Genomic DNA, 23,993 nt, shown 5'->3' on the forward strand with positions numbered 1-23,993 from the left:
AAAGGGAGAGCGGCGCGCGTCATTTCCGGAACCCTCGTTCCGGCGCAACTTCGTCGCCATTACATCGATATGGATGCCATTGTGCAAAAGCCCAGCCTGGTCACAGACGCCGACACCAGCGCCCTGATCCGTCCGTCGCGCGACGAGGCCATGCAGGCCGTGCGCACCCTGCTGGCCTGGGCGGGTGACAACCCCGACCGCGAGGGCCTGATCGATACGCCGAAGCGCGTCGTCGACGCCTACGCCGAATGGTTCGAGGGCTATGGCGCCGATCCGGCCAAGGAACTGTCGCGCACCTTTGAGGACGTGCAGGGCTATGACGACATGGTGCTGCTGCGCGACATCGAGGTCGAGAGCCACTGCGAGCACCATATGGCCCCGTTCCTGGGCAAGGCCTATGTCGCGTATGTGCCGACGGAAAAGGTGGTGGGAATCTCCAAGATCGCCCGCGTCGTCGAGATCTTCTCCAAGCGTCTGCAGACCCAGGAAGTCCTGACCAACCAGATCGCCGGAGCCATCGAATCGCACCTGAAGCCGGCCGGCGTGGCCGTGCTGATCGACGCCGAGCACCAGTGCATGACGACCCGCGGCGTCCATCACCGCCATGTGTCGACCATCACCACCCGTTTCACCGGCGTCTTCAAGAGCGATCCGGCGCAGATGGAGCGGTTTCTGAAGCTGGCCAAGGGCTGAGGCAGGCCACGACACGGGCCCGCAAGTTCGCCCGTCAGGCGTAATCCTCAGAATCGGAACCCTTCAGGGCCTCTGACCGCTTTACAAGCGCCGTCAGGATCGCCAAGAGACGGTTGAAGCTGATCCACACGTACGCCCCGAGCGGCGGCATGACACGGAGACGACCCCATGGGCGCCAAACTTTCGGGACCGAGCGGTGGCAAGACCATCAGCCAGAACGCGGACATCAACGTCACGCCGTTCGTCGACATCATGCTGGTGCTGCTGATCATCTTCATGGTCGCCGCGCCGCTGGCCACCGTGTCGATCCGTCTGGACCTTCCGCCGGCAACGCCGCCGGCGCCCGATCAGGAAGTGGTTGAGCCCGTCGTCATCAATATCCAGGCCTCCGGCCAGATCTACGTCGGCGTGGGCGACCGGCTGACGGAAACCGACATCTCGCGGCTGCCGGTCGATGCCTGCGCGGCCCTGGGCGGCGGTGCCTGCCAGGAAGAGCGCGTGTTCATCCGGGCCGACGCCGAGGTCATGTACAATGACTTCATGACCGTCATGAACACCCTGCAGCAGAACGGCTTCCTCAAAGTCGGCCTGATGAACGAAGACATCATGTAGGCATCGGGCCAAACGCCTGATACCGAAAGGGCCGCTCCTGTCCGGGGCGGCCCTTTTCAATTCGGAGCGCCCGGATGACCGCTGACGAGGTCGACGCCCTGATCATGGCCCTGCCCGGAGCCGAGCCCGGCACGGCCTATGGGCACCCCTGCTGGCGAATTGCGGGCAAGTTCCTGACCCGGCTCAGGGCCGAGGATGACAGCCTGGCGCTGGACGTCGGCTCGATCGAGCGGCGCGACATGCTGGTCGAGGTCGATCCCGAGGTGTTCCACATCACCGACCACTATCGCCCCTATGCCTATGCGCTGATCCGGATCGGCAAGGTGGATCCCGACTGGCTGAAGGCCGAACTGGCCAGCCGCTGGCGCAAGGTGGCCCCGGCGAAGCTGAGGAAGGCGCATCCGGAAATGGCCGGCGCGCCAGAGTCCTCTTGACCTGACCCCACGGAAATCTGCCAGGTTCGTTGCAAATAAGGACGAACCACATGACCGAGCCGGTTATCGAGGATCTCATCGTCAGCGCCGCCGACGGATATCCCCTGTCCATGCGGCTGTACCGGCCCACCGCGCCGCGCCTGGGGGTCCTGATCAGCTCGGGTACCGGCTTTCCCAAGGGCTTCTACGACCGGGTCGCCCGCCATCTGGCCGGACGGGTAGCCGTGGTGCTGACCTATGATTTTCGCGGCATCGCCGGGTCGCGACCCGACGACCTGGCGGCGCTCGAGATGGACTATCCGGACTGGGGCCGGCTGGACATGTCCGCCGCGCTCGACGCGCTGGCCGAGGCGGCCCCCGGCCTCCCGCTGACGCACCTCGGCCATAGCGTCGGCGGACATTTCCTGGGCTTGATGGCCAATCATGACCGGTTCGACCGCCATGCCTTCGTGTCGGTGGGCACCGGCTACTGGGGACGGCACCACCGCAGCTACAATCCTCTGGAGTTGTTCTTCTGGTTCGGCTTTGGTCCGTTCAGCCTGAGGCGGCACGGCTATGTGAAGGGCGGCGGCCTGTGGGCCGGGACGGACCTGCCGCGGGGGGTGTTCCAGACGTGGAAACGCTGGTGCCTCAAGCCCGCCTATTTCTCGGACGAGCTGGCGACCACCCTCAGGCCGCATCATTTCGAGGCGGTGAGCGCCCCCATCCGGTCGTGGATCTTCACAGACGATCCCATCGCGACGCCGCGCACGGGCGCGGACCTGCTGCGGGTCTACCCCAATGCGCCCCACGAGATCATCGTCCGGTCCCCGGGGGACTTGGGCGTCCGGCGCATCGGCCATGAGGGTGCCTTCCGGCGCGGGCTGGAGCCGCTGTGGGATGAAATTGGCGGCTGGCTGTTCGAGGGCTCGTGACGTCGTTCCGACCGGTGTGCTATCGGCAAAATCCGGGTGGAGGGACAATGATGACGCGTCGTCTCGGGGTGATTCTGGCAGTGGCGCTGGGTCTGGGGGCCTGCGAACCGTCCGGCGGCAAGGCACCGCCGCAGCCCGCCAGTCTGGAAGACGGCGACCGCTGTTTCGCTGCGCGGGACTGGACCTGCGCCGCGGCCAACTATGGCGGCTATCTCCGGACCTATCCCGAGGACCCGACCGTGAATGCCCGGCTGGCCCTGGCGCGCACGCGCAGCGGCAAGCACCAGGAGGCCCTGCCGGCCTATCGCAAGGCCGAAGAGCTGGGCGTCGTCACCTATGATCTCTATGCCGGCTATGCGACCAGTCTTGAGGCCACCGGGGACCTGGAAGGGGCCATTCGCGCCAACCGGAAGTCGCTCGAGATCGTCCCCAACCTTGTGGACGTGCGGGGCGCCCTCGCCGCCCAGCTGGTCCGCTCGGGACAACGGGACGAGGCCATCGCCCTGCTGGAGGAGTTCGACGCCTATCTGAAGGACAATGGCCGCCCGCCCTATTTCACAGCCCAGATCGCCTCCATCCGCGAACAGGGCTGACGGGGCCCGCACTTTTGCGGTTGCAACCGGCGGCCCGCCCCCCAGTTAGAGGGCTCACACGGAGCCTGACATGACTGATACCCTGACCGTCGACGGACACGACATCCCCCTGCTGGGCCTCGGGACCTGGCAGCTGGAGCCGGACGAGGCGCGGCATATGGTCGGCCATGCCCTGACCCACGGCTATCGCCACATCGACACGGCCTGGATCTACCGGAATGAAAAGGGCGTCGGCGAAGGCATCCGCGATGCGGGTGTGGCGCGCGACAGCTTCTGGCTGACGACCAAGATCTGGGTCGATCATTTCAGCTACGACGCCTTGCTGAAACAGGCCGAGGAATCGGCCGAGAGCCTGGGCACTGCGCCGGACCTGTTGCTGCTGCACTGGCCCAAGGCGACCCCGCCGCTGGCCGAGACCATCGGGGCGCTGAATGCGGCGAAGTCACGCGGCCTGACCCGGGCCATCGGCCTGTCGAATTTTCCCTCGGCCGAATGGAAGAAGGCCCAGGCCCTGTCCGAGGCGCGGCTGATCACCAACCAGGTCGAGTACCACCCCTATCTGTCACAGAAGACGCTGATCGACACGGCGCGTGACCTCGGCTCGTCGATCACGGCCTGGTCGCCGCTGGCGCAAGGCAAGATCGTCGAGGACGACACGATCCGGGCGATCGCCGGGGCGCACGGCAAGTCGGTCGGACAGGTGACCCTGCGCTGGATCGTCCAGCAGGGTGTGATCGCCATTCCCAAGACCTCGAAGGAAAGCCGCGCGGCCGAGAACCTCGACATCTTCGACTTCGCCCTGACCGACGACGAGATGGCCCGCATCCACGCGTTGGCACGGCCGGACGGGCGGCTGGGCGAGTGGCTGGACGCCGCCTTTGAATGGGATCAGGATACCGCCCAATAACAAGAACCGTGGGAGGTTCGACGTGGGAAGTGTGCTGCCGTTTCCGGGCACGGATCCGGACGATGTCGCTGTCGGCCGACGACTGAAGCACTGGCGCGGCCAGCGTGGGTGCGACGTCGATGCACTGGCGGGGGCGCTGAAGCTGACGCCCGAGGCGATCCGCCGGCTGGAAAGTGGGCAGGCCCATATGACCTCGACCCAGTTGGCTGTCGCCACCCGCCATCTGCACCTGCCGGTCTGGGCGCTGGTGTCGGATACCCCGGCGTACTGAGCGACATCCTGGCCGCGTGACAGACGCCGCGGGCCCGCCTAAGCGTTTTCCCATGGCCTACAAGTCCCTGCGCGAATTCATCGAACTGCTGGAAGCCGAGGGCGAGCTGGTGCGCGTCCGCGAACCGGTCTCGACCCAGCTGGAGATGACCGAAATCCAGACGCGGCTGCTGCGGAACGGCGGTCCGGCGGTGATCTTCGAAAAGCCGGTCATGCCCGACGGCTCGATCAGCCCCATTCCGTGTCTGGCCAATCTTTTTGGCACGGTGAAGCGCGTCGCCATGGGGGTGACGCTGGAGGGCAGGAGCCGCACCACCGCCGCCGAGTTGCGCGAGGTCGGCGAGCTGCTGGCCTTCCTGAAGAATCCGACCCCGCCGCGCGGTCTGGCCGACGCCATGGAGATGCTGCCGCTGGCCAAGTCCGTCATGGCGATGCGGCCGAAAGTGGTGAAGAAGGCCCCGGTGCAGGAGGTGGTGCTGAAGGGCGATCAGATCGACCTGACGTCCCTGCCGGTCCAGGGCTGCTGGCCGGGTGAGCCGGCGCCGCTGATCACCTGGGGACTGGTGGTGACCAAGGGTCCGTCCGAGGACCGCGAGGACGACTTCAATCTCGGCATCTATCGGATGCAGGTGTTGGGCAAGGACAAGGCCATCATGCGCTGGCTGGCCCATCGCGGCGGGGCCCAGCACTATGCCCGGCACAAGAAGGCCGGAAAGCGCGAGCCCCTGCCCTGCGCCGTCGTGCTGGGCGCCGATCCGGGCACCATTCTGGCGGCTGTCACGCCCGTGCCGGACACCCTGTCGGAATACCAATTCGCCGGACTGATGCGCGGGGCCAAGGCCGAGCTGGTCGCCTGCAAGACCGTGCCGCTGATGGTGCCGGCCACCGCCGAGATCGTGCTGGAGGGCCACGTCCTGCTGGACGAACACGCGCCCGAAGGGCCCTATGGCGACCACACCGGCTATTACAATTCGGTCGAAACATTCCCGGTGTTTCAGGTGACGGCCATCACCATGCGCCACGATCCCATCTATCTGACCACCTTCACCGGCCGCCCACCCGATGAGCCCTCGGTGCTGGGCGAGGCGCTGAACGAGGTCTTCATTCCGCTGCTGCGCCAGCAGTTCCCCGAGATCGTCGACTTCTGGCTGCCGCCCGAGGGCTGCAGCTATCGCATCGCCGTGGTGTCGATGAAGAAGGCCTATCCCGGCCACGCCAAGCGGGTGATGATGGGCTGCTGGAGCTATCTGCGGCAGTTCATGTACACCAAGTGGATCATCGTGGTGGACCACGACATCAACGCCCGCGACTGGAAGGATGTGATGTGGGCCATCTCGACCAAGATGGACCCGGCCCGCGACATCACCGTGATCGAGAACACCCCGATCGACTATCTGGACTTCGCCAGCCCCGAGAGCGGTTTGGGCTCCAAGATCGGTCTCGATGCCACTGACAAGCTGCCCCCCGAGACCAAGCGCGAATGGGGCGAGGAAATCCGCATGGACGAGGCCGTGGTCGAACGGGTCAGCGACATGTGGGACCGGCTGGGATTGCCGGGCGACAAGACGCCGATCTGGAAATAGCCACCTGGGGAGGGGGACGATGAAGAAGAAACTGGCCGCATTTTCAGGGGTCGCGCTGCTGGCGCTGGCGGGACAGGCGGCAGCCCAGGACCGGGCGGCGATGAACTCTCTCGTCACGGGCGTCGGCGCCAAGATCAGCTGTTCGGCAGTCTTCGTGTCCGGACGGTCTCTGGAGGCGGCGGCAGCGGACTCCGACCGGCTGCTCGGCGAGCTGGGCGGGGGGATCGACTATGCGGTGGATCGCGAGGCGGCATCGGCCTCTGCGTCGCGCGAGGGTATCGGGCGATCAGCCTACTACCGGCCCGGTCTGGGCTGCACCCTGTCGGCGGACGGCCAGCCCCTGCCCGCCCAGGCCGATCCGCGCGATCCCTATGAGGCGAGCCCCGTGTGGCAGGTGGCCGAACCCGGGCCGGATGGGGATGCCACGGCCCTGACCACCGCGCTGGACGCGGCCTTCCCCGCCGAGGCGAACATCGACACGCGCGCCTTTGTCGTCGTGCATCACGGCAGGATCGTCGCCGAGCGCTACGCCGAGGGCTTTGACGCTGACATGCCTCTGCTGGGCTGGTCGATGAGCAAGAGCGTGATCGCTACCCTGATCGGCCTCCTGATCGAGGACGGGTTGTTGAGCCTTGACGATACCCTGGACTGGCCGGACTGGCCCGAAGGGGATCCGCGTCGGGACATCACGGTGGAGCACCTGCTGAACATGTCCAGCGGGCTGGCTTTCAACGAGGACTATGCCGGGGCGGACGATGTGACCCTGATGCTGTTCACCCGGACCGACATGGCGGCCTATGCCGCGTCGAAGCCGGCCGCGGCGGCGCCGGGTACGGTCTGGTCCTATTCGTCGGGCACCACCCTGATCCTGTCGCGCCTGCTGGTCGAGGTGCTGGGGAGCCCCGAGGCCGTGCAGGCCTATGCGCGTGAGCGGCTGTTCGTACCGGCGGGGATGCTGAGCGCGGTTCTGGAACAGGACGGGGCGGGCACTCCGGTCGGCAGTTCCTATGTCTATGCCTCGGCGCGCGACTGGGCCCGGTTCGGCCAGCTGTACCTGAATGGCGGCGAGATCGAGGGCCGGCGAATCCTGTCTCCGGAATGGACCGCCTGGGTCCAACAGCCTGCGCCCGCCGACCCGACGGCCAACTATGGCGGCCAGTTCTGGCTGAACGGATGGCGCAGCCCTGATCGCGCACGACGCAGCATCGCGGAGCTGCCGGCCGACGCCTTCAGCGCCATCGGCCACAACGGCCAGACGGTGATGATCATTCCCTCGCTGGATGTGGTGATCGTGCGGCTGGGCTGGACAACCGGCGATGCGTATTTCCGGATGGGCACGACGGCGCCGCCGGTGCTGCGGGCGCTGGGCATCCTGCCTGCCGCCGACGCCACGCCGTAGGGACCGCACCCCATGAGCGCGTTCGAGTTCTTTTTCAGCTTCTATGGCCTGCTGCTGGGGCTGTCGGTGGCGGAGCTGGTGGGCGGGTTTTCGCGCGTGCTGCATGAGCGCGAGCGCATCCGGTTCGGCTGGCTGACGCCGCTGCTGGCGGTGTTCGTGGCCATCGACATCGCCACCTTCTGGAATCAGGCCTGGGTGATCTTTCGCGGGGCGCCGTTCAACTTTGCCCTGCTGGTGCTGGGGCTTGTGGTGGCGGCGACCTTCTATGTCGCGGCCAGCGTGACCTTTCCGCGCGTGGCGATGGAGGGGAAGCGGCTGGATCTGGACGACCATTTCTGGGCGCACCGGCGGATCGTCTTCGCCTGTGTGCTGGCGGCCAATCTGATCGTCGCGGCGACCTTCTTCCTGGTCACCGGGCTGAGCGGCGAGATCAACCGAATTCCGCTCGGGCCGGTCTTCTGGACGGGGCTGGCGATCTTCATCGGCGGCACTTCGATCGGGGCGCTTTCGCCGAGCCGAAAATGGGTGGTCGGGGCCCTGTGTGTGCTGGTCGCCTATCATGTTTTCACGACGGGTCGGGCGCTGACGGCCCTGGTTCAGGCCGGGGGCTGGTCGCTGCTGGGAAGCTAGACCAGACGTTGCGGCCCTGTGTCCGGCATGGTCAAAGGGAGCCCATGATGCGTCGCCTTATCCTGATCAGTCTGCTTGCGGCGTCGGCCCAGCTTTTTACGGGAGCCCTCGCCATGGCCCAGACCCCGTCGCCCGCCCTGCCCAATCAGGCCCTGTATGATCCCCAGGGATTCCTGCCGCCGGCCCCGGCGTGGGACGGCGCCAGCCGGTCGCTGCTGCGGCCTGCGTCGGACCCGTGGGCGACCGATTTCGAGCGCGACCCCGAGCTGGATTTCAGCCCGAACTATGCGGACACGCGCGCCTGGTTCGACCGGCTGGATGCGGCCTCGGACTGGATCCGCATCGAGCAGTTCGGCACCTCGCCCGAGGGACGGCCGATCTATGCGGTGATCGCCTCCAAGGACGGGGCGACCTTCGATCCCGCCAAGCCGGTGATCCTGGCCCAGGCGGGCATTCACCCCGGCGAGATCGACGGCAAGGACGCGGGCATGATGCTGCTGCGCGATATCGCCTTTTACGGGCGCGACGACCTGCTGGACGGGGCCAATCTGATCCTGATCCCGATCCTGTCGGTGGACGGGCACGAACGGGCCAGCGCCTATTCGCGGCCGAACCAGCGGGGGCCCCGGGTTCAGGGCTGGCGCAATACAGCAACCAACCAGAACCTGAACCGGGACTATATGAAGCTGGACCAGGCCGAGATGCAGGCGGTGCGCGGTCTGGTGCTGAAGTATCAGCCGGACCTGTATGTCGACATCCACGTCACCGACGGTCTCGATTATCAATATGACGTCACCTATGGCTACAACGGCGAGAACGGGGTGTGGTCGCGCAGCCCTTCGACCGCCCGCTGGCTGGACGCCGCCTTCAAGCCGGCCGTGAACGACGCGCTGGAGGCCCAGGGCCATATCCCGGGCGAGCTGGTGTTCGGCATTGACGACCAGAACCCCCGCGCGGGCCTGTCGGACGGCGGGCTGGGCGAGCGCTTCTCGAACGGCTGGGGCTCGGCCGCCCATGTGCCGACCATCCTGATCGAGAACCACAGCCTGAAGCCCTATGACCAGCGGGTGCTGGGCACCTATGTCTTCCTCGAGACGGCGATGAAGGTGCTGGCTGAAGACGGCGGCGATCTGCGGGCGGCGGTCGAGGCAGACCGGGCCCTGCGCCCCGCGACTGTCCCGACCAATTTCGTGCCGTCGGAAGAGCCCGTCTCGATCCGCCCGTTCAAGGGCATCCGCTATGAGACCTATGTCAGCCCGGCGTCGGGCCGCGAGGAGGTGCGCTGGCTGGGCGTGGCCGATCCCGAACTGTGGCAGATGCCCTTCTACGGCTCGGTGCCGACGCTGGAGCTGGCGCGGCCCGAGGCCTATTGGGTGCCCGCGCACCGGGCCGACATCATCGAACGCCTGAAGATGCACGGCATCGAGATGGAGCCTCTGACCGAGGCGCGGACCGTGTCGGTCGAGATGCTGCGGCTGGAGGACATCCGCCTGTCGCCGCGCACCAATGAGGGCCATGTGCCGGTGCGCGTCGGCGGCGTGACGCCCGAGGCCCGCGAGTGGACCTTCCCCGCCGGATCGGTGCGGGTGTCGACCGACCAGCCGCTGGGCGATGTGGTCGTGCTGTTGCTGGAGCCGCAGTCGACCGAGAGCTTCTTTGCCTGGGGCATGTTCCTCGAGGTGCTGAACCGCGTCGAATATATCGAGGGCTATGCCATCGCCCCGCTGGCCGAGGCGATGATGGCCGCCGATCCGGCGCTGAAGGCCGAGTTCGAGGCGAAGCTGGCCGCCGACGCCGAGTTTGCCGCCGATGGCGATGCGCGGCTGGCCTGGTTCTATGAGCGGACGCCCTTCTACGACGACCGCTTCAACCTGTATCCGGTCGCGCGGGAGACACGCTGATGACCCTGTCGGATTTCATCGGGCCCGAGACGGCAGCGGGGGCGCTGGATGCCCTGTCGCTATGGGTCGGGCTGCTGGTTCTATGGCTGGTGGTGCTGTCGTGGGGCGTGGTCGGACAGAGGAGGCGGCTGAAGGTGGCCTTCGGCGACGGCGGCCATGTGTCGTTGACGGCGGCCGGACGCGCCTTCGGCAATGCGACGGAATATGTGCCGGCCGGACTGATCGCCCTGCTGCTGCTGGCCCTGACCGGAGCGACGCCGCTGCTGATCCATATCCTGGGGGCGACCCTGCTGGTCGGGCGGGTGATCCATGCGGCGGGCCTGCTGTTCCAGAAGGGGCCGTCGCTGGGCCGGATTCTGGGCATGGCCCTGACCTATGCCGTGCTGCTGTTCGCCGCCGGCCTGCTGATCGGGCAGGCCGTGGGCTGAGCCGAGTGTGGCGGACGGTTGCCCCGTGGGGCCGCGGTCGCCATATCGGGGCATGGCCGATTCCCCTGCTCCCTCCGCTGATCTGATCCACGATGTCCTGGCCGCCGCGCTCAGGGCCGGTGCCGATGCCGCCGAGGCGGTGACCTCGGAGCGGACCTCGCTGTCGGTCGGGGTGCGCGACGGGGCGCTGGAGGATGTCGAGCGCGAGGAATCGCATGATCTGGGCCTGCGGGTCTTCATCGGACGGAAGCAGGCGACGGTCTCGACCTCGGACCTGTCGGCACCGACGCGGGCGCGACTGATCGAGCGGGCCGTGGCCATGGCGCGGCTGGCCCCGGAAGATCCCTATGCAACCCTGGCCCCGGAGGACCGGCTGGCCCGGGCGCCGTTCCGCGAGCTGGACCTCTACGACGACGGCTTTCCCGAGCCGACGGCGCTGGAGGCGGCGGCGCGCGACTGCGAAGCGGCGGCTCTGGGGGTCGAGGGCGTGGCGCGGTCGGAGGGCGGCCATGCCTCGGCCTCGCGCAGCGCCTGGCGGCTGGTGACCTCGCACGGGTTCGACGGCCAGTATCGCGGCACGGCCTTTTCGCTGGGCGCAGGCGTGATCGCCGAAAAGGACGGGGCGATGGAGCGGGGCGGCGAGCACCGCACCCTGCGCCACCTGTCGGACATGCCGTCGGCCGAAAGTCTGGGGCTGGAGGCCGGGCGTCGCGCCGTGGCCCGTGTCGGCGCGCGCAAGATCGCCTCGCGGACCCTGCCCGTGATCTTCGAGAACCGGGTCGCGACCCAAGTGCTGTCGCCGCTGCTGGGGGCCATCTCCGGCCCGTCGATTGCGCGCGGCACCTCCTTCCTGAAGGACGTGATGGGCGAGGCCGTGCTGCCCGCCCATCTGTCGCTGATCGATGACCCGTTCCGCACGCGCGGTCTGGGCTCGACCCCGTTCGACGACGAGGGTGTCGAGGTGGTCAAGCGGGCGCTGGTCGATCAGGGCGTGGTCACCACCTGGTTGATGAATACGGCGGCGGCGGCGCAGCTGGGTCTGGCCAGCACCGGCCATGCCTCGCGCGGGCTGGCCGGGCCGTCGGGCGTCTCGACCCACAACCTGCACCTGACCCCGGGCGAAGCCGACCTGCAGGGCCTCATGGGACAGGCGGGCACCGGCCTGCTGGTGACCTCCATGTTCGGGCCGTCGCTGAACCCCAACACCGGCGACTGGTCGGCGGGGGTGTCGGGCTTCTTCTTCGAGGGCGGCCAGATCACTCATCCGGTCAGCGAAGTGACCGTGGCCGGAAACCTGCGCCAGCTGTGGATGCGGATGGTGGCGGGCAGCGATCTGGAGTTCCGGTCCTCGTTCAACAGCCCGTCGCTGCTGATCGACGGCGTGGCGGTGGCCGGCAAGTGACCGATCTCGCCGCCGATCTTGCCCTGATCGTCGAGGCCGCGCGCGAGGGCGCCATTCTGGCCGAGGCCGAGCGGGTCAAGGGGCTGGAGATCGAGAGCAAGCCCGGCGGCTCGCCGGTCACCAGCGCCGACCATGCCGTCGACGCCTTTCTGAAGGAGCGCCTGCGGGCAGCCCGGCCCGACTATGGCTGGCTGTCGGAGGAGACGCCGGACAGCCCCGAGCGGCTGAAGCACCGGCGGATCTTCGTGGTTGACCCGATCGACGGCACCCAGGCCTTCATCGCCAACCGGCCCTGGTGGTGCATCCCGATTGCCGTGGTCGAGGACGGCCAGCCGGTGGCCGCCGTCATCCACGTGCCGGAGCTGTCGGAGACCTTTGAGGCCACGGCCGGCACCGGAGCGCGCATGAATGGCCGGACGATCCGGGCCAGCGACACCGATACGCTCGAGGATGCCTCGCTGCTGGCCAGTGCCCAGATGCTGCAGGGCCCGCAGTGGGTGACGCCCTGGCCACCCATGCGGTTCGAGAAGCGCAACGCCCTGGCCTATCGCATGGCTCTGGTGGCGGCGGGGGCGTTTGACGCCACGGTCGCGCTGACGCCCAAATGGGATTGGGATGTGGCCGCGGGTGCCCTTATCGCCCAGGCGGCCGGCGCGATTGTCACGGATCATCTGGGCGGGGACTGGCGCTTCAACCGGCCCGACCCGCGTCAGGACAGCCTGATCTGCTCGGCGCCGGCGCTGCACCCGTTGATCCTGGAGCGAACCGGGGCTATCCCCCGGGCCAGTTGACCCCTCCCCTTCATCAGGAGGCCTGCCCGCAGGCCAGCCGCCCATGACCGACACCCCCAAGACCCCCGGACAAGAGCCCGACCAACTGCTGCATCTGGTGATCGGCGGCGAGCTGCGTCACCTGGACGCCCCGGTGTTTCGCGACCTGTCGAAGATCGACTTCGTCGGGGCCTTCCCCAGCTATGCCGAAGCCAAGAAGGCTTGGAAGGCCAAGGCCCAGGCCACGGTCGACAACGCCCACATGCGCTATTTCATCCTGCATGCGCACCGGATGATCGACCCGCGCGGCGACGCCCACTGAGCCCGGGCCTCTGGCGCCCTGGCCCGGACCGTGAGACCCTGAGCGCATGACCCTGTTCGGCCAGACCTTTGATACCCAGCAGGTGTTCGCCCTGGTGCTGCTGTGCGCCAGCCTGATCTATTGGGTGTTCGTCATGCGCGGCGAGCGCAGCTATCACCGCTGGTTCAAGCGCTGGGAAGCCGACCGCAAGGCAAGGCGTGAGGCGCAGGAACGGGCCGAGGGCGGCGGCTCCGGGGGTTCGAGCGGTCCCTGGGGCTAGCTCGTGTCCTCACAAGCGACGCGCGACGCCCTCCGAAAAGCGGGCTCGCGGAATGTCCGCCAAGGGTGGCTAGCGGACCTATTCGTCGTCGCGCAAACGGCGGAACGATGCGCCGTCACGTTCTAGGCAGGTTCCTGGTGGGGCATCCAAGTACGGAAAGACGTCGGGGTCGTAGTTGACGACTGTGTTAACGTCGTAGACGCCGTGCCGATGGAGGTCCTCCATGTAAGCGTCGTCCTCGTCGCCCGCAAAAAAGCGCCAGCCGCTATCTTCGGGTCGGGAAGGGGGCTCTCGATACATGTAACCCACCGGACTGCCATCAACGACGATCCTGTCCGTGCAAAGGCACCCTCCGCGCCCCAATGCGATCGGCGCGATTTGATGAGGCTTCAGTTTGAATATCTTCACAGACATGGCCGACGCTCCTCTTGAAGCAAGGGTAAGCGAACCATTCGAACGTCCGCAATGGGTCGAGAGCGGTCCGCCGCCTCAGGGCGTAAAGCCGACATCCATCTACTGGCATGAGCCAGTGCCGCATAAGCGAAATGCGATCACAGCCGACCATCCGGTCGGTTCAGGTAGCGTACGAAATAGTAGATCCCTATCCCCGCGCAAACGGCAACGCCGACCGCCCAAGGGATCGACTGGCCGCTCAGGAAGTATTGTCCAAATCCCGCACCCACACCGCCGGATAATCCGATGACGAGGGGGTCCATGGGAGGTCGGGTGTTCTGCATAACCTTATCGTAAAGACGGCCCGCAATGTCGCAATGGGTCGGGAGCAGACGCTCGCGTTCTGGCGGTTAGCCGACGTTTCGAGGCTTGGACATTAGGTGGGCCGCTGCGCCAACTAGTCCTCCCATGATGGCGAGTCCAAGGACGCCGAACAACAGGCTCTCCATCGCGAAACCGACGGCGTAGAAATCCCGCGTCCAGAAAGCAAAGGCCGCAAATCCGACGACCTCTGCCAACGCCGCCCCGACGATTATGAAGCTGAGCAATCTCAAAGCCATCCTGCGTCATTACTCCGTCGAGGTAATGTCCGCTATGGGTCGAATGCCGAAGGTCGCTAAAGGGTAGGGAGCGGACATCGCCTCGGGTCTGCTGTAGCCTTGTCGTCCGTGATCGGAGGCCGATTTGGAAGTCGCAAGAGAGCTTGAAGAGGTCGAAGTAGGATCGGCAGTGAACCCGCGCCGACGGGTCGTGATATTGCTCCGGAGCGACGGTCACTACTCGTTCGCTGAGCAGTATCATTACTCTTCAGAGCATGGCGGCAAAGTTCAAGCCGAAGGCTGGGCCACCCTCCGCCCTGAAGGGATTTACGGGTCCGCTGAGATCGCTCAATCGGAAGGGGTCGCAGCGTTCAGAACTCGCCATGGTCTCGGGACATAGCGACCGCTAAGGGTCGAAAACGAACATTGGGCTCCGAGATCGTCAGATCGCTTCCACCCGAAGCCTCAGCCAGTCAGGCAGGTCCATGGCCACCAGGAAGAAGTCGTCGACATAATCGAGCCCAGCACGCTCCAACCGCCGATGAAGTTCTGTAGCTGCTTCCTCTCCGAAGCATGGCCCGAAAATCAGAAGCTCCGAGCTAACGCCGCGACGATCCACACCGGTCAGGAGAGCGGCGAGATCAGCCTCGCTGAGGCCGACACGTCTCATGGCTTCGCGGCGAACAATAATGTCGTGGTGGGCTGTTATGGCGACGGACGTCATCTCTCCACTCTAGGTGCTTTGGTCTTTCTCGCAAGCGGACGCTCCTATGGGCAGGCATGGGTCGGGAACAGACCGTCGCGTGGGGGTGGAAAGCGGACGTTGACTCCGCAGACGCCACCAATAACGAAGCGACATGCTGACGAAGCGTCTTTTCAGATTTGCCTATCAAACTCCGGGCCAGGCCGAGCGAAATGCGGAGCATGGCTGGGACGACGAAGACAGCACCGGGGTCTGGATCGCGAGTGCATCAGAAGATGAAGCGATCAGGTGGGGCCGGACTATCGCAGAGCAGTTCGTTTCGTCACTGTTCGCGCAAAGCGGCAATGGCTACCCTTGGACAAGTGACGGCTTCGCCCACTGGATCGAAGATGACTCTGCCGTCTTGGCAACTGCATGCGATTTACCCCTTGTGACCGTAGGCGAGATGCCCGATTTCGCTCGGATGCGGAGCGGGGCCTAACATCCGCTATGGGTCGAAAGCCGACCGTCGCCTGAGGGTGGAAAGCGGACACTGTGCCGATCCGGCCTCGAGGCTACGTAGCTTGCTCGGGTTGTAGAGGGTGAAATGTTCGGTCGCGGGAAGCCCAACGAGTATGACGGCGACAGCCTCGCCCTAAGGGCGGGGGCCATCGAGACGAGAGAAGACTTCGTTCGGTTTGCACAACTCCTGACGCAGAACTACCGGAAGCGTCGCGGCGAATGGGAGAATGACAAGCTGGACCGATACCTAGAGGCGGTGGCTGGGTTCTCTTCCGACTTCGACGGGCATGTGCGGAACACCGGCAGCAATGTTGAGGAAAATCCGTGGCGATTGCTGGCATCGGTGCTGCTCGCCGCCAAGGTTTACGAGTAGTCCTGAAGGTCCGCTTTGCCTGGAGGACATTGACTTGCCGCTTGTAGGCGGACCCGTGGCATCGGCGATTTCAGGGGTACACAGCCTGGGCCCTACTCCCGCTTGAGGAGGCGTTCGGTCAGGAGGGTGCCCCACCAGCCGGCCTTGAACTCGGCGCGGATGGCCTTGGGGTCATAGCCGGGGCTGTCGACCCATTCGAGGAAGCCGATGCCCTGCGGTTCGATCTCGTGGACGTATTTCTCGAGGTAGAAGTCCAGCACGCCGGTCAGGCCCTCGCGGCTGTGCAGATACTTCTTGGACAGCTGGCTCATGGCCTCGGAGATCGGCTCGCCCAGATGGAAGTGGCGATAGAAGACCGCCATCAGGCCGGCCCGGTCGGCGCCCGACTTGCAGTGGATCAGGACCGGGTATTCGATCGTCTGGAACAGGGCTTTTGCCCGGTGGACCCGGTCGGGGCCGGGCACGTCGCGGGAATCCAGCGGGGCATCGATCAGGGTCAGGCCCAGCCGTTCGCAGGCGTCCTTCTCCAGCCAGTAATAGGCCTCGTCCCGCGCGCCGCGCAGGTTGATGACGGTCTTGATGCCCCGGTCTTTCCATCGGGCCAGCTGGCGCGGTGAGGGCTGGTTGGTGCGCACCAGATCGGGGCCCAGCCAGTGGGCGTTCGAAAAGGCCACGCGCAGGAAGGCATGGTCCTCCAGCCAATAGGACAGGTGGGTCTTGAAGCGGCCCAGGCGCGTGGACAGATCATGGCGCGACATGGGGGGCAGATAGCGACTGGTGAAGCCCGCGTCACCTTGCTGCACGCATGAACAGCCTCTAGACCCGGACATAATGTCAAGTTTCGCGTGGTTTTCACTTGTGATGGCTTGATCTCAGTTTGCCGAGCCCTTCAGCGCCGATGACGATTTCCGACGCATCCTCCAGACCTGCCCGCCCGCTGCTGGGCCGGATCTGGCGTGACTATCTGTCCCGACACAAGACGGCGCTGGGCCTGTCGATGGCCTGCGCCGCGGTGGTCGGGATCATGGCGGCGACGGTGCTGCAGCTGCTGGAGCCGGCCATCGACGGCCTGTTCCTGGGCGAGGCCGTGACCATCTGGGGCGTGATCACCGTGCCGCCCGGACGGGCGCTGGTGTGGATCCCCCTGATCATCGTGGGCGCGGGCCTGATCTGGACCATAGCGGCGCTGGGACAGGCAGCGCTGGTCAACCGGCTGGGCCACGGCATCGTCGGCGACATCCAGATCAAGCTGTTCGGGGCGATGATCCGGGCCGATCTGGCGCGGCTGCGGGCGCAGCACTCGGGCGGGTTTGTCTCGTCGGTGCTGTTCGACGCCAATCTGGTGCGGGAGGCCTTCACCAACGGCATGGTCAACTATACCCAGCACGCGCTGACCCTGATTGCCGTGATCGCCTATATGGCCTGGACCGACTGGCGGTTGACGCTGATCGTGCTGCTGGGGGCGCCGCTGATCGCCCTGGTGATCCGCCGGTTCGGCAAGCGGATGAAGAAGGCGACGACCGGGGCCATGGTCGAGACCGGCAATCTGTCGACCGCCCTGATGGAGAATCTGGACGGGGTGCGGCTGATCAAGATCGAGAACCGCGAGGACGCCGAACAGGCGCGCGTGGGCGAGGTCGTCGGCCGGCGTCAGCGCCATGTGATCAAGAGCGCCGATGCCCGCGCCTTTGCCGGGCCGATCTCGAATCTGGTGGCGATGATCGTGGTGGCCGCCGTCATGGCCTATGCCGGATGGCAGGCGCGCGACGGAGCGATGACCGTCGGGGCCTTTGCCGCCTATATTGGCCTGCTGATGGCGGCGGGGCAGTCGCTGCGTCAGGTCACCAATCTGCAGACCGTCATGTCCGAGGGGTTGACGGCCGCCGACCGGCTGTTCAGCGCGCTGGATATCCAGCCCGAGATCCGCGAGGCGCCGGATGCCGCTCCCCTGCCCCATGGGCCGGTGACGGTGGCGCTGGAACGCGTCTCGTTCGCCTATGGCCCGCTCAGCGAGGGCGGTGCCCCCACCCTGTCCGACGTTGAGCTGGTCGTGCGGCCGGGCGAGACAGTGGCGCTGGTCGGCCCGTCGGGCGGCGGCAAGAGCACGATCCTGAGCCTGCTGCCACGCTTCTACGACGTGACGGCGGGCAAGGTGACGATCAACGGGCGCGACATCCGGGAGCTGAAGCTGGCCGACCTGCGCGACCGCATCGCCCTGGTGACGCAGGAGCCCTTCCTGTTCGACGACACCCTGGCGGCCAACATCGCCTATGGCCGGCCCGGCGCGACGCAGGACCAGATCGAGGATGCCGCCCGGGCGGCGGCGGCGCATGAGTTCATCACCGCCCTGCCCGACGGGTATCAGACCCGGGCGGGCGAGGCGGGCCTGCGCCTGTCGGGCGGTCAGCGCCAGCGGGTGGCGATCGCCCGCGCCTTCCTGAAGGATGCGCCGATCCTGCTGCTGGACGAGGCGACCAGTGCGCTGGACACCGAGAGCGAGGCCCTGGTGCAGGCCGCGCTGGAGCGGCTGATGGAGGGCCGCGCCACCCTGATGATCGCCCACCGGTTGTCGACCGTGCAGAACGCCGACCACCTCTATGTGATCTCGGCCGGGCGGGTGGTGGAACAGGGCAGCCACGCAGACCTCGTCGCCCAGAAGGGCCTCTATGCGCGGCTGGCGCGCAGTCAGGCGCTGGACGGACGGCCAACCGGGGTGGTGGCATGAGGCCGCTGCGCAATCCCCTGATCCAGAAGACGGTGGCCTGGCTGCTCTCGCAGTGGATGGCGTTCTGCTATGCGACCCTGCGCTGGCAGCGCGAGAATGAGGGCGTCGCCGAAGAGGTCTGGGATCAGGGCGGCGGGGTGCTGGTGGTCTTCTGGCATTCGCGGCTGGGCCTGGCGCCCGCCAGCTGGCCCCACGGACGCGCCCAGCCGACCAAGGGACTGATCTCGCTGTCACCGGACGGGCAGTTCATCGCCCGCGCCATGGCCAGACTGGGGTTCCCCGCCATTCGCGGCTCCTCGGCCAACAAGGACAAGCGCCAGCAGGCCAAGGGCGGCACCCAGGCGCTGCGCGACGGCCTGCGCCAGCTGAAGGAGGGCGGACTGGCGATTACGCCCGATGGTCCGCGCGGCCCGGCCAATGTCATGGCGCCCGGCCTGCCGACCCTGGCCCGCATGTCGGGGGCACCGGTGCTGCTGATCGGAGTGTCGTGCAATCCGGCTATCCGGCTGAACAGCTGGGACCGGGCGGTCCTGCCCCTGCCGTTCGGCAAGGGGGCGGTGGTCTGGGACCGGGTGGACTGGCCCGAGGACGGCGACATGGAGACGGTCACCGCCGACTGGACCGACCGGCTGAACGCGGTCGAGGCGCGCGCCGACCGGCTGACCGGTCTGGCCCGGGACCCGGCGTGAGCCTGCTGCTCCGCACCTATCGGTTGCTGACCCGGGGGCTGGAGCCGCTGGCGCCGCATGTGCTGACGTATCGGGCAAGGAAGGGCAAGGAAGACCCCGCCCGTCTCGACGAACGGCTGGGCCATGCCGGGGTCGGGCGGCCCAAGGGCGCACTGGTCTGGATGCATGCGATCAGTGTGGGCGAGAGCCTGTCGCTGCTGCCGGTCATCGCCCTGCTGGCCGAGCGGCGGCCGGAGCTGTCGGTGCTGGTGACCACCGGCACCCTGACCTCGGCCCGGATGATGGCCCAGCGCCTGCCCGAGGGGGTCATCCACCAGTATGCGCCGGTCGACACGCCGGGAGCTGTCGGCGGGTTCCTCGACCACTGGCGGCCGTCGCTGGGCCTGTTCGTCGAGAGCGAGCTGTGGCCGAACCTGATCCTGGAGGCGCAGGCGCGCGACATTCCCTTGATGCTGGCCAGCGCGCGGATCACCGAGCACAGCGCCGAGGGCTGGAAGAAACGCCCGGCGTCGGCGAGGGCGCTGCTGGATGCCTTCGCCAGCATCCTGCCGCAGGATGATGCCTCGGCGAGCCGGATCACCGATCTGGGCGGGCGGACGGACGGGCGGGTCAATCTGAAGCTGGTCGGCGCGCCCCTGCCCTTCGACCGCAAGGAGTTCGACCGGCTGAGCGGGGCCATCGGCGACCGGCCGGTCGTCGTGCTGGCCAGCACCCATGAGGGCGAGGAGGCGGCGCTGGTCCAGCGGCTGCAGGCGCTCGACCCCCTGCCCTTCCTGATCGTCGTGCCGCGGCACCCGGAGCGGGCGGGAACCATCGAGGCCGACATGGCGGCGCTGGGCCTGAGGGTCGCGGTGCGGTCGCGGGGCGAGACGCCCGGCGCGGACACGCAGGTCTATCTGGCCGATACGCTGAACGAGATGGGCCTGTTTCTGCGGCTCGCCGAGGTGGTGGTGCTGGGCGGGGCCTTCGGCCCGCTGATCGGGCGCGCGCCCGTCGGTGGCCACAATCCGCTGGAGCCCGCGCGGCTGGCCCGGCCGACCCTGACCGGGCCGGACATGAGCAACTGGAGCATCGCCGGGACGATGGCCGAGGCGGGTGGGCTGGAGATCATCACCGACCTGTCGCGACTGCCGCCCCGGGTCGCCGAACTGCTGGCCGCCCCCGACCGGGCCCGTCAGCTGGGGCGTCAGGCCGAACAGGCGGCTGCTGGCGCCGACGGCGGGCTGGAGGTTCTGTGGCAGGCGATGGCACCGCTTTTGCCCCCCGCCGGAGGCCGCCGATGAAGATCTCGACCCCCCGCTGGTGGTACCGCCGCGACCGCAAATACGGCGTCCTGCCCCGGATGCTGCTGCAGCCGGTCTCGTGGATCTGGGCGGCGGCGACCGCGCGGCGGATGGCCCGGACGGTGCCGCATGATCCGGGCGTGCCGGTCATCTCGATCGGCAATCTGACCGTGGGCGGCTCGGGCAAGACGCCGGTGGCGCTGGCGGTTCTTGAACGGCTGAAGGCGCGGGGCGTCGCGGCCCATGCCCTGTCGCGCGGCTATGGCGGCCGGCTGGAGGGCCCGGTGCAGGTCGATCCCGCCACGCACACGGCAGAGGATGTCGGCGACGAGCCCCTGATGCTGGCCCAGGTCGCGCCCGCCTGGATCGCGCGCGACCGGGCGGCCGGCGCCGATGCCGCCGTGGCGGGCGGGGCCGAGGCTCTGGTGCTGGACGACGCCCACCAGAACCCGACGCTGGCCAAGACCCTCAGCCTGATCATCGTCGACGGCGAGACCCGCGATGACGAATGGCCGTTCGGAGACGGGGCGGTGTTTCCGTCCGGCCCGATGCGCGAGCCGCTGGAGACCGGGCTTTCGCGGGCCGATGCGGTCGTCATCCTGATGCCGGCCGATCTTGAGGCGCCCGATCCGGAGCTGGTGGCGACCTTCGGCGCCCTGCCGGTGCTGATTGCGCGACTGGAGCCCGCAGCCCCTCCCCCCGCCGGACCGCAGATGGGCTTTGCCGGCATCGCCAAGCCGTGGAAGGTCGAGCGGTCGCTGAAGGCCGCCGGGTGCGACCTCGTCGACTTCGCGCCCTTCGCCGACCACGCCGCCTATTCCGAAGGCGAGCTTCAGGCCCTAGCCGACCGGGCGGCGGTGTTCGACGCCGGTCTGGTGACCACCGAGAAGGACTGGGTACGCCTGCCCCCCGAATGGCGCGACCGGGTCAGCGCCTGGCCCGTCCGCGCCCGCTTCGAGGACGCGGCGGCGCTGGAGGCCCTGCTGGCCCGGGCCTGCGGCGGCTGATCAGCGCAGATCGTCGAAGACGATCGTGAACCCGGGCAGGGCGAGCTCGCGGGCCTTGTCATCAAATTCGGGCTGATCGAACGGACCCTGCACTGTTGGCCGGGATCCCGGCTGGCTCTCGTCGGCGCTGCGTTCCACGACATAGTATTCGGTGACCGCCTTGTTCAGCGGCTCGCCGAAGACCGAGGGATGGCGGGCGATGACCAGATAGCGGTCGTTCGCTCCAGCCGCGAAGACCGTACGATCCGGCAGTCCGTCACCCGAACAGTTGCCCCCCTCGAGTGACCGGCAGACACCCATGTCCTCGCGCGCGTCCACGGCAACCAGCCGGTAGGGACCCGCGAGCGGCTGGTCGTGGACGAAGCCCCATCCGCCGATGCAACTCCAGAGCAGCGGAAGCGCCGCGACGAGGCCCAGGGCCAGCGCTGCCTTTTTCATCGGCGGTCGTCCCGGTAAACCACCCCGCCCTTCATGACGAAGGTGACGTGTTCGAGGACGGTGACGTCAGTCAGCGGGTCGCCGCGGACGGCGATCAGATCGGCGGGCATGCCGGGGGCGATGCGGCCCGCCTGATCGGCAATGCCGAGGTGTTCGGCGGCGTTGACGGTGGCGGTCTGGATGGCCTCGAGCGGGGTCAGGCCCGCGCGGACCAGCAGGGCGAACTCCTGGGCATTGTCGCCGTGGGCCGAGACACCCGAGTCGGTGCCGAAGGCGATCCGCACGCCGCCCCTGTGAGCGCGGCCGGCCATGTCGAGCATCAGGGGTCCGGCCTGCAGGGCCTTTTCGGTCTGGGCCGGGGTGAAGAAGTTGTCGGGGCCGGAGGCGACCCGGGCCACATAGTCCCCGGCCATCAGGGTCGGCACCAGCCAGGCGCCGCCCTGACGCATCAGGCGGATGGATTCGTCATCGAGATAGGTGCCGTGCTCGATCGAGTCGCCACCCGCGCGCAGGAAGGCATTGATGCCGTCCGCCCCGTGGGCGTGGGCGGTGACGCGGCGGCCCATGCGGTGGGCGGCCTCGACGATGGCGGCCAGTTCGTCCTCGGTGAACTGCTGGCCCAGACCGGCAGCGGTGTTGGACAGGACGCCGCCGGTCGCGGTGATCTTGATGACGTCGGCGCCCGCGCGGACCTGTTCGCGCACAGCCCGCATACAGTCGTCGACGCCCGAGCAGATGCTGGGCGAGGACAGGACGTGCAGCACCTCGTCGCGATAGCCGTTGGCGTCGCCGTGGCCCCCATGGACCGAGACAGACGAGCCCGAGGCGATGATGCGCGGCCCGACCACATCGCCGCGCCGGATGGCGTCGCGCAGGGCGAAGACCGCCTCATTGGCTCCGCCCAGATCGGCCACGGTGGTGAATCCCGCCATCAGGGTCAGGCGGGCGTGACGCACCCCGATCATGGCACGGTCCGAGGTCGACAGGGTGACGGCGTCCAGTCGGCCGGTCGGGCTCTGCTGGCTGGTCAGGTGGACGTGGCTGTCGATCAGGCCGGGCAGGACGAAGGCGTCGCGCAGGTCGATGACCCGGCCCTCGCCGACGAAGCCGTCGCGGATCTCAACCACCCGACCGCCCGCGATCACGACAGTTTTATCCGTGAGAATTCTACCGGTTCCGGGGTCGGCCAGCAGGCGCCCGACCTGCAGGAACGTCGTTCCCCCATCAGGAGAAAGGCCAGTCGGGACTGCCCCTTGCTGTGCAAAGCTCGGGACTGCCGAGAGCAGAAACAGGCCAAGGGCCATCAGGATCGAACGCATTTCCACCTCCCCGGTATGAGGCTTGCACCATAGGCCCCTGTGAGGTTTCGCCAAGGCTCAGGTTGCTATGGCCGTACGGATTTGAAACAACCTGTCATGATCGTTGAACCGCAAGAGGGCGTCGCATGCGGATATCGAGACGAGGACTGATACTGGGAGGCTCCGCGCTGCTGGCGGGATGCTCTTCCGCCACCGCGAGCACGGTCGAGCTGGCCACGCCGCTGGTCATGCCGCAGCCTCCGGCCCCGGCCGTCGAGCCGACCGTACTGGTCCAGGCCGACCCCGCGCCGCTCGATCCCAAGGGCATGGTCCGCAAGGAAGTCATGGACCGGGCCATGGCCGCGCTGGACATCCACCACCGCCGCATCCCGCAACGCGACCGCATGTATCTGGTCGACTTCAAGGTGCACTCAGCCGAGCCGCGCCTGTTCGAGGTCGACCTGCTGGCCGGGACGGTCACCGCCATGCGCACCAGCCACGGACGGGGTTCCGACCCCGAGCACACGGGCGTGCCGCGCGCCTTCTCGAACACGCCCGAGAGCTTCATGTCCTCGGTCGGCAGCTATGTGACGGCCGGGGCCAGCCACGGACCGCAACAGGGGCCGAATGTGCTGCTGGACGGGCTGGAGTATTCGAACGACAAGGCGCGCGAGCGGGCCATCATCGTGCACGGCGCCGACTATGCCGACCCGGACTTCCTCGAGCGCGAGGGCAAGCTGGGCCGGTCGTACGGATGCTTCTCGGTGGCCCACGCGGACCTGCCGGGCCTGCGCGAGCGGATGGGCGAGGGCCGCCTGCTGTTCGCCTTCAGCTGAGCCCCATCTCCTGAAATGACAAAGGGGCGCC

At 67.5% G+C, this 23,993-nt stretch carries 28 protein-coding genes; 23 read left to right on the forward strand and 5 right to left on the reverse strand.

Going from position 1 to position 23,993, the window contains the following annotated elements:
• Nucleotides 1-69 precede the first annotated feature (69 nt).
• From folE to V7672_RS02375, 16 genes are all read left to right on the forward strand, one after another.
• Entirely contained in the window at nt 70-693 is a 624-nt protein-coding gene (gene folE / locus V7672_RS02300) for a GTP cyclohydrolase I FolE (RefSeq protein ID WP_335623048.1), read from the forward strand.
• A gap of 168 nt (nt 694-861) precedes the next feature.
• Nucleotides 862-1,305, forward strand: coding sequence for a biopolymer transporter ExbD (locus V7672_RS02305; protein WP_335623049.1), 444 nt, complete (start codon nt 862-864; stop codon nt 1,303-1,305).
• A 74-nt stretch (nt 1,306-1,379) separates the two neighbouring features.
• Nucleotides 1,380-1,739, forward strand: coding sequence for an MmcQ/YjbR family DNA-binding protein (locus V7672_RS02310; RefSeq protein ID WP_335623050.1), 360 nt, complete (start codon nt 1,380-1,382; stop codon nt 1,737-1,739).
• A gap of 50 nt (nt 1,740-1,789) precedes the next feature.
• The gene (locus V7672_RS02315) at nt 1,790-2,653 is read left to right on the forward strand and encodes an alpha/beta hydrolase family protein (protein ID WP_335623051.1); all 864 of its coding nucleotides are present in this window, start codon (nt 1,790-1,792) and stop codon (nt 2,651-2,653) included.
• 50 nt (nt 2,654-2,703) lie between these two features.
• Nucleotides 2,704-3,246 carry a tetratricopeptide repeat protein gene (locus V7672_RS02320; protein ID WP_335623052.1) on the forward strand — a complete coding sequence of 181 codons (543 nt, stop codon included), beginning with the start codon at nt 2,704-2,706 and terminating at the stop codon, nt 3,244-3,246.
• Between the two features lie 70 nt (nt 3,247-3,316).
• The gene (locus V7672_RS02325; protein WP_335623054.1) at nt 3,317-4,153 is read left to right on the forward strand and encodes an aldo/keto reductase; all 837 of its coding nucleotides are present in this window, start codon (nt 3,317-3,319) and stop codon (nt 4,151-4,153) included.
• A 22-nt stretch (nt 4,154-4,175) separates the two neighbouring features.
• Nucleotides 4,176-4,424, forward strand: coding sequence for a helix-turn-helix domain-containing protein (locus V7672_RS02330; protein ID WP_335623055.1), 249 nt, complete (start codon nt 4,176-4,178; stop codon nt 4,422-4,424).
• Nucleotides 4,425-4,476: 52 nt separating this feature from the next.
• Nucleotides 4,477-6,006: a UbiD family decarboxylase gene (locus V7672_RS02335; protein WP_335623056.1), complete on the forward strand. Its 1,530-nt coding sequence runs from the start codon at nt 4,477-4,479 to the stop codon at nt 6,004-6,006.
• A 19-nt stretch (nt 6,007-6,025) separates the two neighbouring features.
• The gene (locus tag V7672_RS02340; protein ID WP_335623057.1) at nt 6,026-7,405 is read left to right on the forward strand and encodes a serine hydrolase domain-containing protein; all 1,380 of its coding nucleotides are present in this window, start codon (nt 6,026-6,028) and stop codon (nt 7,403-7,405) included.
• Nucleotides 7,406-7,417: 12 nt separating this feature from the next.
• Entirely contained in the window at nt 7,418-8,035 is a 618-nt protein-coding gene (locus tag V7672_RS02345) for a hypothetical protein (protein WP_335623058.1), read from the forward strand.
• Between the two features lie 113 nt (nt 8,036-8,148).
• Nucleotides 8,149-9,936, forward strand: a complete 1,788-nt coding sequence (locus V7672_RS02350) for a M14 family metallopeptidase (RefSeq protein WP_335623276.1) — start codon at nt 8,149-8,151, stop codon at nt 9,934-9,936.
• Nucleotides 9,936-10,364 (forward strand): MAPEG family protein, encoded by a 429-nt coding sequence (locus tag V7672_RS02355; protein ID WP_335623059.1) that lies wholly within the window; start codon nt 9,936-9,938, stop codon nt 10,362-10,364. The genes V7672_RS02350 and V7672_RS02355 overlap by 1 nt, the downstream gene beginning before the upstream one ends.
• 52 nt (nt 10,365-10,416) lie before the next feature.
• Nucleotides 10,417-11,766 carry a TldD/PmbA family protein gene (locus V7672_RS02360; protein WP_335623060.1) on the forward strand — a complete coding sequence of 450 codons (1,350 nt, stop codon included), beginning with the start codon at nt 10,417-10,419 and terminating at the stop codon, nt 11,764-11,766.
• Nucleotides 11,763-12,557, forward strand: a complete 795-nt coding sequence (locus V7672_RS02365) for a 3'(2'),5'-bisphosphate nucleotidase CysQ (RefSeq protein WP_335623061.1) — start codon at nt 11,763-11,765, stop codon at nt 12,555-12,557. The genes V7672_RS02360 and V7672_RS02365 overlap by 4 nt, the downstream gene beginning before the upstream one ends.
• A gap of 43 nt (nt 12,558-12,600) precedes the next feature.
• Nucleotides 12,601-12,858 (forward strand): DUF4170 domain-containing protein, encoded by a 258-nt coding sequence (locus V7672_RS02370; RefSeq protein ID WP_335623062.1) that lies wholly within the window; start codon nt 12,601-12,603, stop codon nt 12,856-12,858.
• Between the two features lie 46 nt (nt 12,859-12,904).
• A complete protein-coding gene (locus V7672_RS02375; RefSeq protein WP_335623063.1) occupies nt 12,905-13,117 on the forward strand; it encodes a hypothetical protein in 213 nt (70 codons plus the stop codon).
• A gap of 78 nt (nt 13,118-13,195) precedes the next feature.
• On the opposite strand, the gene V7672_RS02380 is transcribed toward V7672_RS02375, so the two are convergent.
• On the reverse strand, nt 13,196-13,531 hold the full coding sequence (locus V7672_RS02380) for a DUF2185 domain-containing protein (protein WP_335623064.1): 336 nt from the start codon (nt 13,529-13,531) through the stop codon (nt 13,196-13,198).
• Nucleotides 13,532-14,551: 1,020 nt separating this feature from the next.
• Entirely contained in the window at nt 14,552-14,833 is a 282-nt protein-coding gene (locus V7672_RS02385; RefSeq protein ID WP_335623065.1) for a hypothetical protein, read from the reverse strand.
• Between the two features lie 133 nt (nt 14,834-14,966).
• On the opposite strand from V7672_RS02385, the gene V7672_RS02390 reads away from it, so the two are divergent.
• Both V7672_RS02390 and V7672_RS02395 read left to right on the forward strand, forming a co-directional pair.
• A complete protein-coding gene (locus V7672_RS02390; protein WP_335623066.1) occupies nt 14,967-15,293 on the forward strand; it encodes a hypothetical protein in 327 nt (108 codons plus the stop codon).
• A gap of 105 nt (nt 15,294-15,398) precedes the next feature.
• Nucleotides 15,399-15,686, forward strand: a complete 288-nt coding sequence (locus V7672_RS02395; protein ID WP_335623067.1) for a DUF7660 family protein — start codon at nt 15,399-15,401, stop codon at nt 15,684-15,686.
• 92 nt (nt 15,687-15,778) lie between these two features.
• Here the strand turns inward: V7672_RS02395 and V7672_RS02400 are convergent, their stop codons facing one another.
• Nucleotides 15,779-16,444 (reverse strand): fused DSP-PTPase phosphatase/NAD kinase-like protein, encoded by a 666-nt coding sequence (locus tag V7672_RS02400; RefSeq protein WP_335623277.1) that lies wholly within the window; start codon nt 16,442-16,444, stop codon nt 15,779-15,781.
• A 140-nt stretch (nt 16,445-16,584) separates the two neighbouring features.
• On the opposite strand from V7672_RS02400, the gene V7672_RS02405 reads away from it, so the two are divergent.
• Genes V7672_RS02405 through lpxK form a run of 4 tightly spaced genes read left to right on the forward strand, consistent with a single transcriptional unit; the run spans nt 16,585 to nt 21,390 of the window.
• Nucleotides 16,585-18,411, forward strand: a complete 1,827-nt coding sequence (locus V7672_RS02405; RefSeq protein WP_335623068.1) for an ABC transporter ATP-binding protein — start codon at nt 16,585-16,587, stop codon at nt 18,409-18,411.
• Entirely contained in the window at nt 18,408-19,100 is a 693-nt protein-coding gene (locus V7672_RS02410) for a lysophospholipid acyltransferase family protein (protein WP_335623069.1), read from the forward strand. The genes V7672_RS02405 and V7672_RS02410 overlap by 4 nt, the downstream gene beginning before the upstream one ends.
• Entirely contained in the window at nt 19,097-20,383 is a 1,287-nt protein-coding gene (locus V7672_RS02415; RefSeq protein WP_335623070.1) for a 3-deoxy-D-manno-octulosonic acid transferase, read from the forward strand. The genes V7672_RS02410 and V7672_RS02415 overlap by 4 nt, the downstream gene beginning before the upstream one ends.
• Complete coding sequence (gene lpxK, locus V7672_RS02420) at nt 20,380-21,390, forward strand: tetraacyldisaccharide 4'-kinase (protein ID WP_335623071.1); 1,011 nt, start codon at nt 20,380-20,382, stop codon at nt 21,388-21,390. The genes V7672_RS02415 and lpxK overlap by 4 nt, the downstream gene beginning before the upstream one ends.
• Here the strand turns inward: lpxK and V7672_RS02425 are convergent, their stop codons facing one another.
• Nucleotides 21,391-21,828, reverse strand: coding sequence for a hypothetical protein (locus tag V7672_RS02425; protein ID WP_335623072.1), 438 nt, complete (start codon nt 21,826-21,828; stop codon nt 21,391-21,393).
• The gene (locus V7672_RS02430; protein WP_335623073.1) at nt 21,825-23,147 is read right to left on the reverse strand and encodes a metal-dependent hydrolase family protein; all 1,323 of its coding nucleotides are present in this window, start codon (nt 23,145-23,147) and stop codon (nt 21,825-21,827) included. Before V7672_RS02430 ends, V7672_RS02425 begins: the two co-directional genes overlap by 4 nt.
• A gap of 125 nt (nt 23,148-23,272) precedes the next feature.
• On the opposite strand from V7672_RS02430, the gene V7672_RS02435 reads away from it, so the two are divergent.
• Nucleotides 23,273-23,962: a murein L,D-transpeptidase catalytic domain-containing protein gene (locus V7672_RS02435; protein WP_335623074.1), complete on the forward strand. Its 690-nt coding sequence runs from the start codon at nt 23,273-23,275 to the stop codon at nt 23,960-23,962.
• The last annotated feature ends 31 nt before the right edge of the window (nt 23,963-23,993 follow it).

This window comes from Brevundimonas sp. (assembly GCF_036963785.1).
Lineage (GTDB): Bacteria > Pseudomonadota > Alphaproteobacteria > Caulobacterales > Caulobacteraceae > Brevundimonas.

Bases quoted from the DNA above. Each gene is read 5' to 3' on its own strand.
- folE (WP_335623048.1), top strand. From the start codon at position 70: ATGGATGCCATTGTGCAAAAGCCCAGCCTGGTCACAGACGCCGACACC.
- V7672_RS02305 (WP_335623049.1), top strand. From the start codon at position 862: ATGGGCGCCAAACTTTCGGGACCGAGCGGTGGCAAGACCATCAGCCAG.
- V7672_RS02310 (WP_335623050.1), top strand. From the start codon at position 1,380: ATGACCGCTGACGAGGTCGACGCCCTGATCATGGCCCTGCCCGGAGCC.
- V7672_RS02315 (WP_335623051.1), top strand. From the start codon at position 1,790: ATGACCGAGCCGGTTATCGAGGATCTCATCGTCAGCGCCGCCGACGGA.
- V7672_RS02320 (WP_335623052.1), top strand. From the start codon at position 2,704: ATGACGCGTCGTCTCGGGGTGATTCTGGCAGTGGCGCTGGGTCTGGGG.
- V7672_RS02325 (WP_335623054.1), top strand. From the start codon at position 3,317: ATGACTGATACCCTGACCGTCGACGGACACGACATCCCCCTGCTGGGC.
- V7672_RS02335 (WP_335623056.1), top strand. From the start codon at position 4,477: ATGGCCTACAAGTCCCTGCGCGAATTCATCGAACTGCTGGAAGCCGAG.
- V7672_RS02340 (WP_335623057.1), top strand. From the start codon at position 6,026: ATGAAGAAGAAACTGGCCGCATTTTCAGGGGTCGCGCTGCTGGCGCTG.
- V7672_RS02345 (WP_335623058.1), top strand. From the start codon at position 7,418: ATGAGCGCGTTCGAGTTCTTTTTCAGCTTCTATGGCCTGCTGCTGGGG.
- V7672_RS02350 (WP_335623276.1), top strand. From the start codon at position 8,149: ATGGCCCAGACCCCGTCGCCCGCCCTGCCCAATCAGGCCCTGTATGAT.
- V7672_RS02355 (WP_335623059.1), top strand. From the start codon at position 9,936: ATGACCCTGTCGGATTTCATCGGGCCCGAGACGGCAGCGGGGGCGCTG.
- V7672_RS02360 (WP_335623060.1), top strand. From the start codon at position 10,417: ATGGCCGATTCCCCTGCTCCCTCCGCTGATCTGATCCACGATGTCCTG.
- V7672_RS02370 (WP_335623062.1), top strand. From the start codon at position 12,601: ATGACCGACACCCCCAAGACCCCCGGACAAGAGCCCGACCAACTGCTG.
- V7672_RS02375 (WP_335623063.1), top strand. From the start codon at position 12,905: ATGACCCTGTTCGGCCAGACCTTTGATACCCAGCAGGTGTTCGCCCTG.
- V7672_RS02380 (WP_335623064.1), bottom strand. From the start codon at position 13,531: ATGTCTGTGAAGATATTCAAACTGAAGCCTCATCAAATCGCGCCGATC.
- V7672_RS02385 (WP_335623065.1), bottom strand. From the start codon at position 14,833: ATGACGTCCGTCGCCATAACAGCCCACCACGACATTATTGTTCGCCGC.
- V7672_RS02390 (WP_335623066.1), top strand. From the start codon at position 14,967: ATGCTGACGAAGCGTCTTTTCAGATTTGCCTATCAAACTCCGGGCCAG.
- V7672_RS02395 (WP_335623067.1), top strand. From the start codon at position 15,399: ATGTTCGGTCGCGGGAAGCCCAACGAGTATGACGGCGACAGCCTCGCC.
- V7672_RS02400 (WP_335623277.1), bottom strand. From the start codon at position 16,444: ATGTCGCGCCATGATCTGTCCACGCGCCTGGGCCGCTTCAAGACCCAC.
- V7672_RS02405 (WP_335623068.1), top strand. From the start codon at position 16,585: ATGACGATTTCCGACGCATCCTCCAGACCTGCCCGCCCGCTGCTGGGC.
- V7672_RS02410 (WP_335623069.1), top strand. From the start codon at position 18,408: ATGAGGCCGCTGCGCAATCCCCTGATCCAGAAGACGGTGGCCTGGCTG.
- lpxK (WP_335623071.1), top strand. From the start codon at position 20,380: ATGAAGATCTCGACCCCCCGCTGGTGGTACCGCCGCGACCGCAAATAC.
- V7672_RS02425 (WP_335623072.1), bottom strand. From the start codon at position 21,828: ATGAAAAAGGCAGCGCTGGCCCTGGGCCTCGTCGCGGCGCTTCCGCTG.
- V7672_RS02430 (WP_335623073.1), bottom strand. From the start codon at position 23,147: ATGCGTTCGATCCTGATGGCCCTTGGCCTGTTTCTGCTCTCGGCAGTC.
- V7672_RS02435 (WP_335623074.1), top strand. From the start codon at position 23,273: ATGCGGATATCGAGACGAGGACTGATACTGGGAGGCTCCGCGCTGCTG.